Raw genomic sequence first — 14,298 nt, forward strand, 5'->3', positions numbered from 1 at the left:
GCCGAACGGCCTGAAAGAATTGGACTTCAGCTGATGTCATCGAGCCCGACCGCCGGCCAGCCCGGCGCCAATGCTGCCAGCACTTCTTCCGCTCCCACGAATCCCGGTGTGAAGCCGGCAGCCGGTTCGGCGGCGCCAAATCCAGCGGCAGCAGTGCAGGCTGCGATGGCAAATGCAACCGCGGCGGGTGCCCAGCCGGGTACGCCTCAGTCAGCTACTCCCCAGGCTGGTGGCGGTGGCGGCCATGGCCCCGTGCCGCCCGCGGGGTCGGGCGCTGCACCAGCAGCTGGTGTGCCGGGTGGATTGCCCCCGGGCATGAAGCTCAACATGGCACCGGCTGCGCAAGCGGCACCGGCGTCCCCGCCGGCCGAATATTCCGGCCCCGCGATGCGCGACGATCCGCTGCTTTCGTGCCTGGTCATCCTCACTCGCATCTTTGCCAATCCCCGCTCGCCCGCCGCGATCTCGCACGGCCTGCCGATTTCGGAGGAGGGGCTGACGCCCGATCTCTTCCTGCGCGCCGCCGACCGTGTCGGCCTGGCTGCGAACAAGATCCGCAAGAAGCTCGACAAGGTCGATTCCATGACCCTGCCGGCGGTCCTGCTGTTGAAGGACCGCAAGGCCTGCGTGATGCTGTCGGTGCCGAAGAACGGCCAGGTCGAGGTGGCGACGCCCGATACGATGGACGGTTCGCACACTGTGGCCCTGTCGTCGCTGGTCGAGCTCTATACCGGCCAGATGCTGGTCGTGCGGCCGAAAATCCGCCTCGACAACCGTACTGCCGACATGACGGAAGCCAAGGGCCGCAACTGGTTCTGGGCCAATGTCATGCGCTACACCCCGGTCTATCTGGAGGTCGTGGTCGCAGCGTTGCTGGTCAACCTTTTCACCATCGGCACATCGCTGTTCTCGATGCAGGTCTATGACCGCGTCGTCCCGAACAAGGCCGAGGAAACGCTGCTGATGCTGGCAGCCGGTGTCCTGCTGGTCTTCTTCTTTGATTTCGTGCTGCGCACGCTGCGCGCCTACTTCCTGGACATGGCCGGCAAGTCGCTCGACCGGAAGGTTTCGTCGGCGCTCTTCCAGCAGATGCTCTCGATCCGCATGGCGGCGGGCCCACAATCGGCCGGCGCCTTTGCCAGCAATATCCAATCCTATGAATCGCTGCGCGATTTCTTCACCTCGGCGACACTGTCGGCGATCATCGATCTGCCCTTCGTCTTCATCTTCCTGATCATCGTCTGGGTGGTGGCGGGTGAAGTGGCGGTCGTCCCGGCGGTCCTCATCCCGATCGTCATCGCCGTCTCGGTCCTGGTGCAGATCCCGATGAAGCGCGCGGTCGAACGGTCCTATCGCGAAAGCGCGCAGAAACACGCGACCCTGGTCGAAGCCATCAATGGCCTCGACATGATCAAGGCGAGCTCGGCCGAAGGCCAGTTGCAGCGCGATTGGGACGGCTATGTCGCCGCCTCGTCGGAATCGGCCAAGACGTCGCGTTTCTGGTCGACCATCGCCGTGAACTTCGTGATGATGTCATCGAACCTGGCCTTTGCCGGCGTCATCATCGTCGCCTGCTACAAGATCTTCACCCACGACCCGGCCTCGAACACGCCAGCCCTCACCACCGGTGCGATGGTGGCCGCGTCGATGCTGACCAGCCGCGCCATGGCGCCGCTGGGGCAGATTGCGGGCCTGATCGTGCGGTTCCATCAATCCTGGACCTCGCTCAAGGGCCTCAACCGCATGATGGCGCTGCCCATCGAGCGCCCGCACGGCAAGGTGTTCCTGCGCCGCCCGATCATCGAGGGCGCGATCGAGTTCCGGAACGTCCAGTTCAAATATCCGAATGCCCAGGTGGCGGCTCTGGATGGTGTCTCATTCCGCATCCAGCCCGGCGAGCGCGTCGGCATCGTCGGCCGCATCGGTTCGGGCAAGACCACCATCGAACGTCTCGTGCTGGGCCTGTTCGAGCCGACCGAGGGTGCGGTGCTGATTGATGGCGTCGACATCCGTCAGCTCGATCCGACCGACCTCCGGCAGAGCGTCGGCTGCGTCCTGCAGGATCCGCATCTCTTCTTTGGCTCGGTCAAGGACAACATCACGCTTGGCGCGCCTTATGTGGACGAGGACTCTGTGATCCGCGCAGCGACACTCGCCGGTGTCGACCAGTTCGTGCGCCAGCACCCGTCAGGCTATGACATGCCCGTGGGCGAAAATGGCCGCTATCTGTCCGGTGGCCAGCGGCAGTCGGTCGCCGTGGCGCGTGCGATGCTGCTCAACCCGCCGATCCTGCTGCTCGACGAGCCGACCAGCTCGATGGACAATTCGACCGAGAACGCTTTCAAGGCGCGCCTTGGCGAAATCACCCAGGGCAAGACGATGCTGCTGGTTACGCACCGCAATTCGATGCTGTCGCTGGTCGACCGCCTGATCGTGCTCGATCGTGGCAAAGTCGTCGCCGATGGTCCCAAGGCAGGCGTTCTCGATGCACTCATGAAGGGGCGCATCCGCGCCAATGAAGGCTAAGGCACATGGCGATTACCAATAAAGATCTCTGGATCGATCCCGCGACTTCCGAAAAGGAAGGCACGCGCATTTTCAGCCATCTGCTGCTGCTGGCGATCTTCACGGTGGCCGCGGTCTTCGTCGTGTGGTCGAACTACGCCGTGCTCGACGTCATCACCCGCGGCGAGGCGAAGGTCGTCCCTTCCAGTCAAACCCAGGTCATCCAGAGCCTCGATGGCGGTATTCTGGAAGACATGAAGGTGCGCGACGGTCAGACGGTGGAGAAGGGGCAGCCCATCCTCATCATCCGGAACGACACGGCCGTTGCGAGCCTTGCCGAGCTGACCCAGCGCTACTACATCGCCGAAGCGGCCATTGCGCGCTTGCAGGCGGAAATCGACGGCGTGAAGTCGGCGGACGATATCCCGTTCCCAGCCGACCTTGTCGAGAAATATCCCGAGAAAGTTGCTGCCGAGAAGGGCCAGTTTACCGTCCGCTTTGCGCAGCTGCGATCGCAGCAGGCAACCCTCAACGATGAAGTCAGCCAGCGCCAGCAGGAGGTGCGGGCTATAGACACCAAGATCAAATCCGCCCGCAGCCTCATCGGCACGGCGCAAAAGCGGCTGGACAATCTGATCAAGCTGCGGGCCGCAGGTGGTGCCGGCGAAAACGAAGTGCTCGAGGGGCAGCAGCAGGTGCAGCAGTTCCAGGCCGATATCGAAAACGCTCAGGCGGAACGCCCAGCGGCGCAAGCTGCCTTGCAGGCCGCCCAGTCGAAGCTTGCGGAGGCAGTGCAGACCTATCGTGCCCAATCTGCCCAAGAAATCGCCAAGCACCAGGCCGACCTCTCGACGGTGAAGGAATCCATGAAGGATGCCGGCGCCAAGGTCCGGCGGACGGAAGTCCTGTCTCCGGTCAAAGGTACGGTCAAGGACATCAAGATCCGCACCATCGGCGGCGTTATCCAGCCAGCCCAGGATATCATGGAAATCGTCCCGATTGAGGATAACCTATTGATTGAGGCTAATATTCGACCTCAGGATCGCGGTTTTATCGCGCCGGGGCAGAAGGCCAAGGTCAAGATCACAGCCTATGACTTCTCGATCTATGGCGGCTTGGACGGTGTCGTTGAGGATATCAGCGCCGACGCGATCGAGAATGAGAAAAAGGAGCTTTATTTTCGCGTGCGAGTCCGAACGGATAAGAACTTCTTGATTGGTAAGGAAGGTCAGGATTTGCCTATCATTCCGGGTATGACTGCCTCGGTCGACATCCTTACCGGAAAGAAAACTGTCCTAGAATATTTGCTGAAACCGATCCTGAAAGCGCGCGAGCAAGCGTTAACGGAACGCTAAAAAAATTTGCTGCATCAAGTGGGTAAATCAGGTAAAAAGCTTTCCGTGGAATTGCCTTAAAATATGATTAACGGCTAAACTGGTTGTCAACCCGACGGCGAATCGTGAGAATCGAAAAGTCGGGACCATCTTTTTGGGGGTAGCGAGCATGATTGAAGTAAAGCGGACGCGCATCACGAAGGCGCTGCTGCTGGGCGCCGTGGTCGGCACGACTTTCGGCGTAGGCATCAACGGCGCGCAAGCGATGTCGCTGAAGGAAGCGATCCAGCTTGTCGTGACGACCAACCCGACTGTTGGCGAGCAGGTGAAGAACCGCCGGTCAATCGATCATGAACTGCGCCAAGCGCGTGGCCTCTACCTGCCGCAGATCGACGCTGAATTTAACGCCGGTCCGGAGTTCTCGGAGAATGGCGGCACCGACCATCCGGATGCCACGCTGAACCAACGACCGCACGACAAGGGCCGTGTTCTCTTTACCCAGAACGCTCAGATCAGCCTGCAGCAGCCGATCTTCGACGGTGGCAACATCGACAGCCAAGTCGAAAAGCAGATCGGTCGCATCCGTTCGCAGGCCGAGCGCATCCAGGACGAAGCGCAGGTGCAATCGCTCGATGCCGTTCAGGTCTATCTCGACGTGCTGCGCCACACTGAGCGCGTTACGAACGCCGAAGAGAACGTCCGTGCGCACGAAGAGATCCTCGGCCTTGTGCAGAAGCGCGCTGAACTCGGCGGCGGCAACATCGCTGACGTCCGTCAGGCTGAAGCGCGTCTTGCTACCGCACGTTCCAGCCTCATCCAGATCCAGGGCGACCTCCGCAACGCGCAGGCGACCTTCCAACGCGTTATCGGTCAGCCGGCCGCCGACCTTCAACCTGTCATGACCGACAGCGACATGCCGATCCCGGCCGATGTCGAGCAGTCGGTCGCGCGCGGTCTTCAGGTGAACCCGAAGGTTCTCCTGGAAAAGCATGATATCCAGGTCGCTGAATCCGATCTCGATATCGAAGAATCGGTTTTCTGGCCGCAAGTTGAACTGCGTCTGACGGGCAACACCGCTCAGCACGCCAATGGCCGTGAAGACAACACCTACAATGCGGCTGCTCTGGTGAACATCCAGTACAACCTCTACCGCGGCGGCGCCGATATCGCCCGCTCGAAGGAGTTCAAGGAGCACATCAACGAGCAGCTTGAGCAACTTCGTCAGCGCGAGCGCGAAGTTGAAGAAGATGTCCGCGTGTCATGGGCCGATCGTCAGACCCAGCAGGAGAGCATCGCCAACCTGGAAAAGCAGGTTGATGCCAACCAGCAGACCAAGGACGTCTATCAGCAGCAGTTCGATATCGGCCAGCGCGGTCTGCTCGATCTGCTCGATGCCGCCAACGATCTCTTCCTCTCGAAGGATGATTTGATCTCGTCGCGCTCGTTCGAGACATTCGCCAACTTCCGCATCGTCGCGGCTCAGGGCGAGCTGGTTCAGTATGTCGGCGCCCAGATGCCGGCAGAAGCGACCCCGGACGAGGTCAACTACGCCGAGTAATCGGCTGGTCCGGTCAGTGTTTAGGAAGAGCCCCGCAGCTTTCGCTGCGGGGCTTTTCTTTTGCTTTCATTGAGGCGTGAGGATTCGTCCGATGAACCAGTGATTGGCACTCGGTGGCGTTCTGGAAACGCGGCAACCGTTAGGACTGATGTCTGGTGTGGGGTGAGGGCCGTTGGAGGCCCGGGCCGGAATCGAACCGACGTACGAGGATTTGCAGTCCTCTGCATGGCCACTCTGCCACCGGGCCTGCGGGCGCGACGGATTCTTTCCGCGCCGAAAGGCAGCGCACGTATAGAGCCTGTAGCGGGGCAGGGTCAAGGGTGAGCACGCCCTGCAATCCCTAAAAAGCGGCGCATCATCTATCTGTTTTTGTGGCATGATTTTCACCGGCGTGGAGCTGCTTGAAGCTGCAATCCTGGCTCGGCGTCTTGTCGCAGTGCAGTGGAGCCGCTATAAAACTGACCAGTCAGTTGGTCTCGTGGAATCGAGGCTGACAATCAGGCGCACGAAACGGCTGGCAGTCTGTAGGTCTGGCAGTCTGTGTAGGCCGCGGCTGAACTAGTCCAAGGGGTGTGAAATGGTGACGGTAGCGGCAGGCAGTTCCGCAGCGAGTGATTTCGTAGCGGCGCGGCAGTTCATGGTCGACGGTCAAATTCGGACGAACAAGGTCACCGACGAGCGATTGATCGAGGCCCTTGTCGCCATCCCCCGGGAGAATTTCGTTCCTGCCGATATACGCGCCCGTGCCTATATCGATGACGATCTGCCGGTCGGCAACGGCCGCTATTTGGTGGAACCCATGGTGCTCGCGCGCCTGATCCAGGCGCTCAATGTTCAGCCCGGCGAGAAGGTGCTGATAGTCGGTGCCGCCGGGGGCTATAGCGCGGCATTGCTGGCGCGGCTCGGTGCCAGTGTCGTTGCGTTGGAAGACGCTCAAGGGCTTGCCGAAACCGCGCGGAACGGTCTTGCCGGCCTCCATGTCACACTTGTGTCCGGCGCGCTCGCAAATGGTCACGCCCAGGCCGGCCCCTATGCCGCCATATTGGTTGAAGGGTCGGTTGGCGAGGTGCCGGGGTCTCTGTTGGATCAGTTGAAGATTGGCGGCCGCCTGGCGACAGTTCTGCGTGAAGACAACATTACAGCCGGTCGCGCCGTCCTGATGACGCGCGGGGATGGCGGAACGGTCGGTACACGTATCTTGTTTGATGCCAACACCCCATTGCTGGCTGGTTTCGAGCCGACGCCGAGATTCGCGTTTTAATATCGTGTCGGCGCCCGACAAGCTGCAATTAAGCGTCAAAGAGCTGCACGATCTTTTGGCGCAAGGCTCGACGCTTCAAATGATCGACGTACGCGAGCCTTGGGAAGTTGAGCTGTGCCAGATTGAACGCAGCCAGCCCATCCCGATGGCCGATCTGCCAGGCCAAGTCGGCGCGCTATCAACCGAGGTGCCGTTGGTGGTGATTTGTCATCATGGCGCCCGCAGCCTGCATGTTACGATGTGGCTGCGTCAGAACGGGTTCGAGAATGCGATCAATCTCGGTGGAGGGATTGATGCTTGGGCCCGTGAAATAGACAGCAACATGGCCAGGTACTAAGGCGCCTGGCCATTCGGAAATACCTCGATAAGAAGGGACGGAGTGAAGACCATGCAGCGGCGACTTTTTGCAAATTCGGCAACAGCAATGCTTGCGCTGATGTTGACCGGTATCATCGCCGCGCCCGCCAGCGCCGTCGATCTCAATGAAGCGCTGGCTCAAGCTTATGCCGGCAATCCGACCCTGGAAGCAGCGCGCGCTCAGTTGCGTGCCGTTGACGAGCGCGTACCCGAAGCACTCTCCGGCTGGCGCCCGACGGTCGTCGGCGAAGCCCAGGGCGGCAAGACGTGGATCGAACAGAACACGCCGATGCTGCTTGATCAGAACCTGAATTCGCGCCAGTTCAGCGTGACCGTTTCGCAACCGGTGTTCAGCGGCTTCGAAACCGTTTCATCGACCTCGGCCGCCGAGAACCGCGTGCTGTCCGGACGGGCCAATCTGGCCGACACGGAGCAGCGCGTTCTGCTGCAGGCGGTTCAGGCCTATATGCAGGTCGTGCGCGACAAGGCCGTGCTCGAACTCAACCGCAACAACGAAAATGTCATCGGCCAGCAATTGCAGGCGACGCGTGATCGCTTCGATGCCGGCGAGGTGACGCGTACCGACGTCGCCCAGGCCGAATCGCGCTTGCAGGGCGCTATTGCCGACCGTATTGCAGCCGAAGGGAATTTGACGGCCTCGATCGCGGTCTACCGGCAGGTTGTCGGTGAAGAGCCGACGGATCTGAAGATGCCGGAAGTTCAAATAGACCTTCCTGCCACCAAGGAAGAAGCCGTTGCCCAGTCGGTGAATACGCCGGCCGTGGTTGCCGCCAAATATTCGTCGGAAGCGGCCAAGGACGACATCGACGTCGCCTTCTCGGAACTGCTGCCGACTTTGTCGGTGGAGGGGTCTTGGACCCGTAGCGAAGAGCAAAGCTCGCCGGATCAATCGCAAGATGTCGGTCAGGTGATGGGTGTGCTGCGTGTACCGCTCTATCAGGCCGGTGGGCCGGATGCGCGGGTTCGTCAGTCGAAGCAGACCTACCAGCAGACGCGCCGCCAGATCGATGAGGCGATGCGTGCCGGTGAGCAAACCGCGGTCGACGCATGGCAGACCTATGAAACCGCGTTGGCGCAGATTGAATCATTCAAGGAACAGGTGAGAGCCACGGAAGTGGCGCTCGATGGCGTCAAGCAGGAGCAGCAGGTGGGCGCGCGTACCGTGCTCGACGTGTTGGACGCCGAGCTCGAGGCGCTGAACGCGAAGGTCAGTTTGGTTCAGGCCCAGACCAACCTGGTCGTTGCCCGTTACCAGGTGCTGGCGGCGGTCGGCCGTCTGACGGCGACGAACCTCGCGCTCAATGTGGGTGTCTATGACCCGACCAAGCATTATGACGACGTGCGCAACAAGTTCTTCGGGACGGGCGCCTCGGTCGAGTGAGATGTGCAGGCCGGTCGGACGTCAACCGACCGGCCCCTTCTGCTGGCCACATCTAGTGGAACCCAGGCCTGGAATTCCCATTTCTTGAGAAATGCCAATAAAGACGTTACGATAGCCGTCATAGCTGGGGGCGACTCGGTCGGCATGGGGATTGCGTGTCGGTGATTCCGGGCTTCGAGGCCGGACGAGCAAAACCCGGTCAGGGATTGGTGAATGTCGGACGCCAAGGGCAATCAAGAACCGTCTATGGAGGAAATCCTTGCCTCCATTCGGCGTATCATTTCTGAAGACGGTGAGCCGAAGGAGCAGCCGGCACCGGCTGTCAATGGTCATGCCCCCGAGGAACCGGCCGAGGCCGAAGCCGAAGCGGATGATGACGATGCGCTCGTCCTGACGGATATGGTCGTCGGCGACAGCAATGTCGTCGAGTTGAAGGAAGAACCTGCCGCGCCACCCGCACCGCCGCCTGCAAAGGCCGCCGAGCCAGCGCCGCCACCCATGCCGGAACCCGAGCCGGAGCCGGAAGCAGAACCGATGCCGGAGCCGGAACCCGAGCCCGAAATTCAGTTGGAGCCGGAGCCCGTCGCTTTGGCCTCTCTGCCTGAGCCGGAACCGGTGGCCCCAGCCCCGATCGAGGACATCGAACTCGACGTCGAAGAGCCGATGGCGCCGCAGGCTGCCGCTGCTCCATCAATGGGGTCGGAGGAAGAAGGCGATCTCGTTTCTCCGGGCGTCGCGGCCGCCAGCGCCGCCACCATGGCGCAGCTGGTTGCCCGCAAGGCTGTCAGCACCAGCCAGCGCGCTTCGGCGATTGATGGGCTGCTGGTTGAGACCCTGGTGCGCCAGGCGATCGAACCGATGCTCAAGGATTGGCTCGACGAACACCTCCAAGAAATCGTCGAGCGGCTCGTCCGCCGCGAGGTGGAGCGGCTGTCGCGCAAGGCCGAGCTCAGCTAGGACGCCACCTAAGCGCTTCTTTCGTGGGATTTTTTCCGGTTGTCGCCAGGGCCGGCGGTCAGGTTTGACTGCCGTCACCGGATCGCTATAACTGCCCGCGACTATTGAAATCCGAAATCAGAGGTTGCCCAGCAATGCTGGAAAAGACGTTCCAACCTGCCGAGGTTGAGAAGAAGCACTATGCCGCTTGGGAGCAGTCGGGGGCCTTTGCCGCCCAGCCGAATGCCAACAAGGCGCCGTTCACCATCATGATGCCGCCGCCCAACGTGACGGGCAGCCTGCATATGGGCCATGCACTGACCTTCACGCTGCAGGACATCCTGATCCGATACGAGCGCATGAAGGGCCGCGACGCGCTGTGGCAGCCCGGCACCGACCATGCCGGCATCGCCACGCAGATGGTGGTCGAGCGGCAGCTCGGCGAAAAGGGCGTCAAGCGCACGGATCTCGGCCGGGAAAAGTTCCTGGAGAAGGTCTGGGAGTGGAAGGCTGAATCCGGCGGGACGATCACGCGTCAGCTGCGCCGCCTCGGCGCGTCGCCCGATTGGCCGCGTGAACGCTTCACGATGGACGAAGGGCTCAACAACGCCGTCCGCAAGGTGTTCGTCGACCTCTATCGCCAGGGCCTCATCTATCGCGACAAGCGCCTGGTCAATTGGGACCCGAAGCTGCACACGGCCATCTCCGACCTCGAGGTCGTGCAGAAGGAAACCAAGGGCAAGCTCTGGCACCTGCGCTATCCGGTCGAGGGCCAGCCCGGCCGCTTCCTGGTCGTGGCGACGACGCGACCCGAGACGATGCTGGGTGACACGGCGGTGGCCGTGAATGCCGAGGATGATCGTTACAAGGATCTCATCGGCAAGAACCTGCGCCTGCCGCTGTGCGATCGGCTCATCCCGGTCGTCGCCGACGAGCATGCCGATCCGGAGACCGGCTCCGGGGCCGTGAAGATTACGCCCGCGCACGATTTCAACGATTTCGAGGTCGGTCGGCGCCACAATCTGCCGATGATCAACATCTTCGACCGCGATGCGAAGCTCAATGAGAACGTGCCGGAGAAGTATCGCGGGCTCGACCGCTTCAAGGCGCGCGATCAGGTGCTCGAGGATCTCGGCGCGCTCGATCTCATCGAGAAGATCGACGATCACACCTTGATGCTGCCCTTTGGCGATCGCTCCGGCGTCGTCATCGAACCCTGGCTCACCGACCAATGGTATTGCGACGCGCACACGCTGGCGCAACCGGCGATCAAGGCGGTGGAGGAGGGCAGGACCGTCTTCGTGCCCAAGCAGTGGGAGAACACCTATTACGACTGGATGCGCAACATCCAGCCCTGGTGCATCTCGCGCCAGCTTTGGTGGGGCCATCAGATTCCTGCCTGGTTCGGGCCGGACGGCGAAGTCTTCGTGGCCCTCGACGAAACAGAAGCGCAGGCCGCGGCGACGGCGCATTACGGCAAGGTGGTCGAGCTGACGCGCGACCCCGACGTGCTCGACACCTGGTTCTCGTCGGCGCTGTGGCCCTTTTCGACCCTGGGCTGGCCCGAAAAGACGCCGGAACTCGCCCGTTACTATCCGGGCGATGTCCTGGTCACCGGGTTCGACATCATCTTCTTCTGGGTCGCCCGCATGATGATGATGGGCATCCACTTCATGGGCGATGTGCCGTTCCGCACCATCTACATCCATGCGCTGGTCCGAGACGAGCATGGCCAGAAGATGTCGAAGTCGAAGGGCAATGTCATCGACCCGCTCGACCTCATCGACAAATATGGCTGCGACGCGCTGCGCTTCACGTTGACGGCCCTGGCGGCGCAGGGGCGCGACATCAAGATGTCGGAGCAGCGCGTCGAGGGTTATCGCAACTTCGCGACCAAGCTTTGGAACGCGACGCGCTTCTGCCTGATGAACGAATGCCAGGCGGATCCCGCCTTCGATCCCGCCAAGGTACAGGCAGCAGTCAACCGCTGGATGATCGGGCGCTTGGCTGCCTGCACCCAGGCCATTGACCAGGCCATGGCGCAGTACCGCTACAATGACGCGGCGGCCGCCCTCTATCGCTGCATCTGGAACGAGTTCTGCGATTGGTACGTCGAATTCACCAAGCCGATCATTCAAGGTGAAGATGCAGCTCTGAAGGCTGAAACCCGCGCCTGCACCGCGTGGGTGCTGGGGCAGCTGCTCCATCTGCTGCACCCCTTCATGCCGTTCATCACCGAAGAGCTGTGGCCGCAGCTCGGCAGTGGCAACACCTCGCTGCTGATCTCGGAGCCCTGGCCGGATTTCTCTAAGCTGCCGATCGATGCCGAGGCCGGCGGCGATCTCGACTGGGTCATCCGCCTTGTTTCCGAAGTCCGCACCCTGCGGGCCGAAATGAATGTTCCGCCGGCAACGCAGGTGCAGATCATCCTGCGCGATGCTGCGTCGCACACAGAGGGGCGCATCCGGGCCTATGGCGACCTCATCCGCCGCCTTGCCCGGGCCGACCGGATCGATTTTCTGACTGGCGAGGCACCGAAAGGCGCCGCCCAGATCGTCCTCGACGAGGCGACCATCCTGTTGCCGCTTGCCGGCATCATCGATGTTGCCAAGGAACAGGCGCGCCTGAAGAAGGAACTGGATAAGGCTGCCGGTGAGGCGGAAAAGATCACCCGGAAGCTGGGCAACGCGCAGTTCGTCGCCAAGGCCGATCCGGAAGTCGTGGAAGAGCAGCGCCAACGCCTGGCCGAGTATGAATTGGCCAAGGGGAAGCTGGCGCAAGCGCTGGACCGATTGGCGTCGATCTAGCGTAAAGCCACACCATTTTGGCAGGCCCTTGCCGTACCCGGTGGGGCCGCCATAATGGGGATCATGTGGCGCTCCAGCCTGATAGCGGGCTTCACGGCCCTGGCGGTATTTCTCCTTGCCAATCCAGCGGCGCCGTTTGCCGCCCCCATCACCCATGCCGGGTTGGTCTTTTCTGACGAACTAGGGGGCTTCAACCTCGTCTCCGTTGCCGGAAGCGGATCTCTGGACGACCCGTTCGTCGTGGTGGAGGAGGTGAGCGGCGATCGCGCCATTGCCCTGACCATTCGAAACTTCAGCCGGGACTTCGGCAACCGGATCGGCTCGCAGCACGTCTCCGCCTTCGCGGTGAAGAAGATCGTCATCAACAAAAGCGACCGCGTCTGGCGCAACTACCAGATGGAACTGCGCGAGGTAACAACACGTCACTCGCCCTATGGAGATGGGCTGAGCTTCGGTCAGAACTCGTATATCGGCACGAACTATACGCGCAGCAACTTTTCCAACATCCAGCGGTTCGATGAACCCGAGGATACGCTTGGCTTCAGCGGTGGAGAGATCGCGCCGGGTCAGCAGGCCGAGTTCAGCTTCATCATCAGCGATATGTCTCCGGTTTCGGTCTTCTATCTGATGCAGTTGCCGATGCAGCCCTTGAGCGGCGTACCGGCACCGGATGCACCTTTCTGGGCCAGTAACATCAAATGACCGAAATCCCGGAAAGCTGCATTGATACCTTGCGGGATCAGCGCCTTTTCCGCTTGCTTGAATATTGGCGGGAGAAGCGGGGAGCCGACGCTATGCCAGATCCGGCAACCATCGACCCAAGCGAATTCAAGTTCGTTCTTGGCTACCTGTCGCTCGTCGATGTGGAACTGACACCTCGGCGGTACTATTTCCGCCTGGACGGATCAGTCCTCGCCTCGCTTTCAGGCATGGACTACACAGGCAAGTATCTTGATCAGCTCGGCATGCCGGAATATTGCGCTTTTGTTGCGGCCAGCTACGACCGGGTGGTGGGGTCGGCCGCACCCTACGCCTATCGAAAGCGTGGGGCCTTCGACAAGGCCTCGTTTTCCGAGGAAACGATCATTTTGCCGCTGGGGACAAAGGGTAAGGTGACGCGACTGATGGTCGCCGTGATTCCCGGTCATCTCCCAGGGGAGAAGAGCAAGATCCTCATTTGAAAGGGACATTTCGTTGCAGCAAGAAATTGCTATGGCTGTCCGAGAGGCCGCCGACTATCCTCCCCACCGGGAAATAACCGCCGCAGCTGGCGGGATCTGCGTTGCGTGCTGATGCTCAGGAGTTTGCATGTCGATCGTCTTCTATTACGGATCCGGTTCACCCTATGCATGGAAGGTCTGGCTGGCCTTGGAACACAAAGGGGTGCCGTTTGAAGCCCGACGTCTCAGCTTCGACAACAACGACACCAAGACACCGGAATTCCTGGCCATCAACCCGCGCGGCCGTGTGCCCGCCATCCTCGACGATGGCTTTGCCCTGTGGGAATCATCGGCCATCATTGAATATCTTGAAGAACGCTATCCAGAGCGGCCCCTGCTGCCCAAGGACATCAAGGCACGCGCTGTCGTTCGACGCATGGTGAACGAGGCTGACAATTACCTGGCTACCGCCAGCAATGAACTGGTGGAACAGGCCGTCTACCTGACGCCTGCCGAGCGTGACCGGGACAAGTCGGCCGCAAGCAAGAAGCTGATGGCCGAGGAGCTCGACAGATTGGCCAAGTGCCTGACGGGTGATTTCCTCGCCGGCGAACTCGGCTTGGCCGATTATGCCGCATATCCCTATGTCCGCATGGCGCAACGCGCCGACGAGCGCGCCCCCGGCTTCGGCGTGGCGCGGAATGCGATGCCAGCCCAGATCCAGGCTTGGCTCAACCGCATCGAGGCCCTGCCATATTATACGCGTACCATTCCGCCGCATTGGAAAGCGTAAGCGAGAGGAAGAGTGATATGAGGGCAGTCGGACTTGTACTTCTGGGCTTGGTAGCAGCTCTTCTTGTCTGGGGATTTTCCAGCATCAACGCCATTCCGACGAAGGAAGAGAGCGCGCACGCGGCCTGGGCAGAGGTGCTCAATCAATATCAGCGCCGCGCCGAGCTTGTCCCCAATCTGGTGGCC

At 61.3% G+C, this 14,298-nt stretch carries 11 protein-coding genes and 1 tRNA gene; 11 read left to right on the plus strand and 1 reads right to left on the minus strand.

Annotation, left to right across the window (positions count from 1 at the left end):
- Positions 1 to 33: 33 nt before the first annotated feature.
- From ACE3PP_RS10755 to ACE3PP_RS10765, 3 genes are all read left to right on the plus strand, one after another.
- Positions 34 to 2,526 (plus strand): type I secretion system permease/ATPase, encoded by a 2,493-nt coding sequence (locus ACE3PP_RS10755; RefSeq protein WP_374381770.1) that lies wholly within the window; start codon positions 34 to 36, stop codon positions 2,524 to 2,526.
- 5 nt (positions 2,527 to 2,531) lie between these two features.
- Positions 2,532 to 3,860, plus strand: coding sequence for an HlyD family type I secretion periplasmic adaptor subunit (locus ACE3PP_RS10760; RefSeq protein WP_374381772.1), 1,329 nt, complete (start codon positions 2,532 to 2,534; stop codon positions 3,858 to 3,860).
- A 148-nt stretch (positions 3,861 to 4,008) separates the two neighbouring features.
- On the plus strand, positions 4,009 to 5,397 hold the full coding sequence (locus tag ACE3PP_RS10765; RefSeq protein ID WP_374381775.1) for a TolC family outer membrane protein: 1,389 nt from the start codon (positions 4,009 to 4,011) through the stop codon (positions 5,395 to 5,397).
- A gap of 173 nt (positions 5,398 to 5,570) precedes the next feature.
- Here ACE3PP_RS10765 and ACE3PP_RS10770 read toward each other — a convergent pair.
- Positions 5,571 to 5,644 (minus strand) — tRNA-Cys (locus tag ACE3PP_RS10770).
- A gap of 330 nt (positions 5,645 to 5,974) precedes the next feature.
- Between ACE3PP_RS10770 and ACE3PP_RS10775 the strand changes: the two genes are divergently transcribed.
- From ACE3PP_RS10775 to ACE3PP_RS10810, 8 genes are all read left to right on the plus strand, one after another.
- Positions 5,975 to 6,658 carry a protein-L-isoaspartate O-methyltransferase gene (locus ACE3PP_RS10775; RefSeq protein ID WP_374381778.1) on the plus strand — a complete coding sequence of 228 codons (684 nt, stop codon included), beginning with the start codon at positions 5,975 to 5,977 and terminating at the stop codon, positions 6,656 to 6,658.
- 4 nt (positions 6,659 to 6,662) lie between these two features.
- Positions 6,663 to 6,995 (plus strand): rhodanese-like domain-containing protein, encoded by a 333-nt coding sequence (locus tag ACE3PP_RS10780; protein WP_374381781.1) that lies wholly within the window; start codon positions 6,663 to 6,665, stop codon positions 6,993 to 6,995.
- Positions 6,996 to 7,082: 87 nt separating this feature from the next.
- Entirely contained in the window at positions 7,083 to 8,417 is a 1,335-nt protein-coding gene (locus ACE3PP_RS10785) for a TolC family outer membrane protein (RefSeq protein WP_374381784.1), read from the plus strand.
- Positions 8,418 to 8,630: 213 nt separating this feature from the next.
- Positions 8,631 to 9,374 carry a DUF2497 domain-containing protein gene (locus ACE3PP_RS10790; protein WP_374381787.1) on the plus strand — a complete coding sequence of 248 codons (744 nt, stop codon included), beginning with the start codon at positions 8,631 to 8,633 and terminating at the stop codon, positions 9,372 to 9,374.
- A 134-nt stretch (positions 9,375 to 9,508) separates the two neighbouring features.
- Positions 9,509 to 12,160, plus strand: coding sequence for a valine--tRNA ligase (locus tag ACE3PP_RS10795; RefSeq protein WP_374381790.1), 2,652 nt, complete (start codon positions 9,509 to 9,511; stop codon positions 12,158 to 12,160).
- 63 nt (positions 12,161 to 12,223) lie between these two features.
- Positions 12,224 to 12,862, plus strand: a complete 639-nt coding sequence (locus ACE3PP_RS10800; protein ID WP_374381793.1) for a hypothetical protein — start codon at positions 12,224 to 12,226, stop codon at positions 12,860 to 12,862.
- The gene (locus ACE3PP_RS10805; protein ID WP_374381796.1) at positions 12,859 to 13,341 is read left to right on the plus strand and encodes a PAS domain-containing protein; all 483 of its coding nucleotides are present in this window, start codon (positions 12,859 to 12,861) and stop codon (positions 13,339 to 13,341) included. The genes ACE3PP_RS10800 and ACE3PP_RS10805 overlap by 4 nt, the downstream gene beginning before the upstream one ends.
- A gap of 127 nt (positions 13,342 to 13,468) precedes the next feature.
- A complete protein-coding gene (locus ACE3PP_RS10810) occupies positions 13,469 to 14,113 on the plus strand; it encodes a glutathione S-transferase family protein (RefSeq protein WP_374381799.1) in 645 nt (214 codons plus the stop codon).
- Positions 14,114 to 14,298 lie beyond the last annotated feature (185 nt).

The sequence above is a fragment of the Dongia sp. genome (assembly GCF_041910485.1).
Taxonomy (GTDB): Bacteria; Pseudomonadota; Alphaproteobacteria; order Dongiales; family Dongiaceae; genus Dongia.

Excerpts from the sequence above, each read along its gene's own strand:
- ACE3PP_RS10755 (WP_374381770.1), top strand. The coding sequence starts at position 34 with ATGTCATCGAGCCCGACCGCCGGCCAGCCCGGCGCCAATGCTGCCAGC.
- ACE3PP_RS10760 (WP_374381772.1), top strand. The coding sequence starts at position 2,532 with ATGGCGATTACCAATAAAGATCTCTGGATCGATCCCGCGACTTCCGAA.
- ACE3PP_RS10765 (WP_374381775.1), top strand. The coding sequence starts at position 4,009 with ATGATTGAAGTAAAGCGGACGCGCATCACGAAGGCGCTGCTGCTGGGC.
- ACE3PP_RS10775 (WP_374381778.1), top strand. The coding sequence starts at position 5,975 with ATGGTGACGGTAGCGGCAGGCAGTTCCGCAGCGAGTGATTTCGTAGCG.
- ACE3PP_RS10785 (WP_374381784.1), top strand. The coding sequence starts at position 7,083 with ATGCTTGCGCTGATGTTGACCGGTATCATCGCCGCGCCCGCCAGCGCC.
- ACE3PP_RS10790 (WP_374381787.1), top strand. The coding sequence starts at position 8,631 with ATGTCGGACGCCAAGGGCAATCAAGAACCGTCTATGGAGGAAATCCTT.
- ACE3PP_RS10795 (WP_374381790.1), top strand. The coding sequence starts at position 9,509 with ATGCTGGAAAAGACGTTCCAACCTGCCGAGGTTGAGAAGAAGCACTAT.
- ACE3PP_RS10800 (WP_374381793.1), top strand. The coding sequence starts at position 12,224 with ATGTGGCGCTCCAGCCTGATAGCGGGCTTCACGGCCCTGGCGGTATTT.
- ACE3PP_RS10805 (WP_374381796.1), top strand. The coding sequence starts at position 12,859 with ATGACCGAAATCCCGGAAAGCTGCATTGATACCTTGCGGGATCAGCGC.
- ACE3PP_RS10810 (WP_374381799.1), top strand. The coding sequence starts at position 13,469 with ATGTCGATCGTCTTCTATTACGGATCCGGTTCACCCTATGCATGGAAG.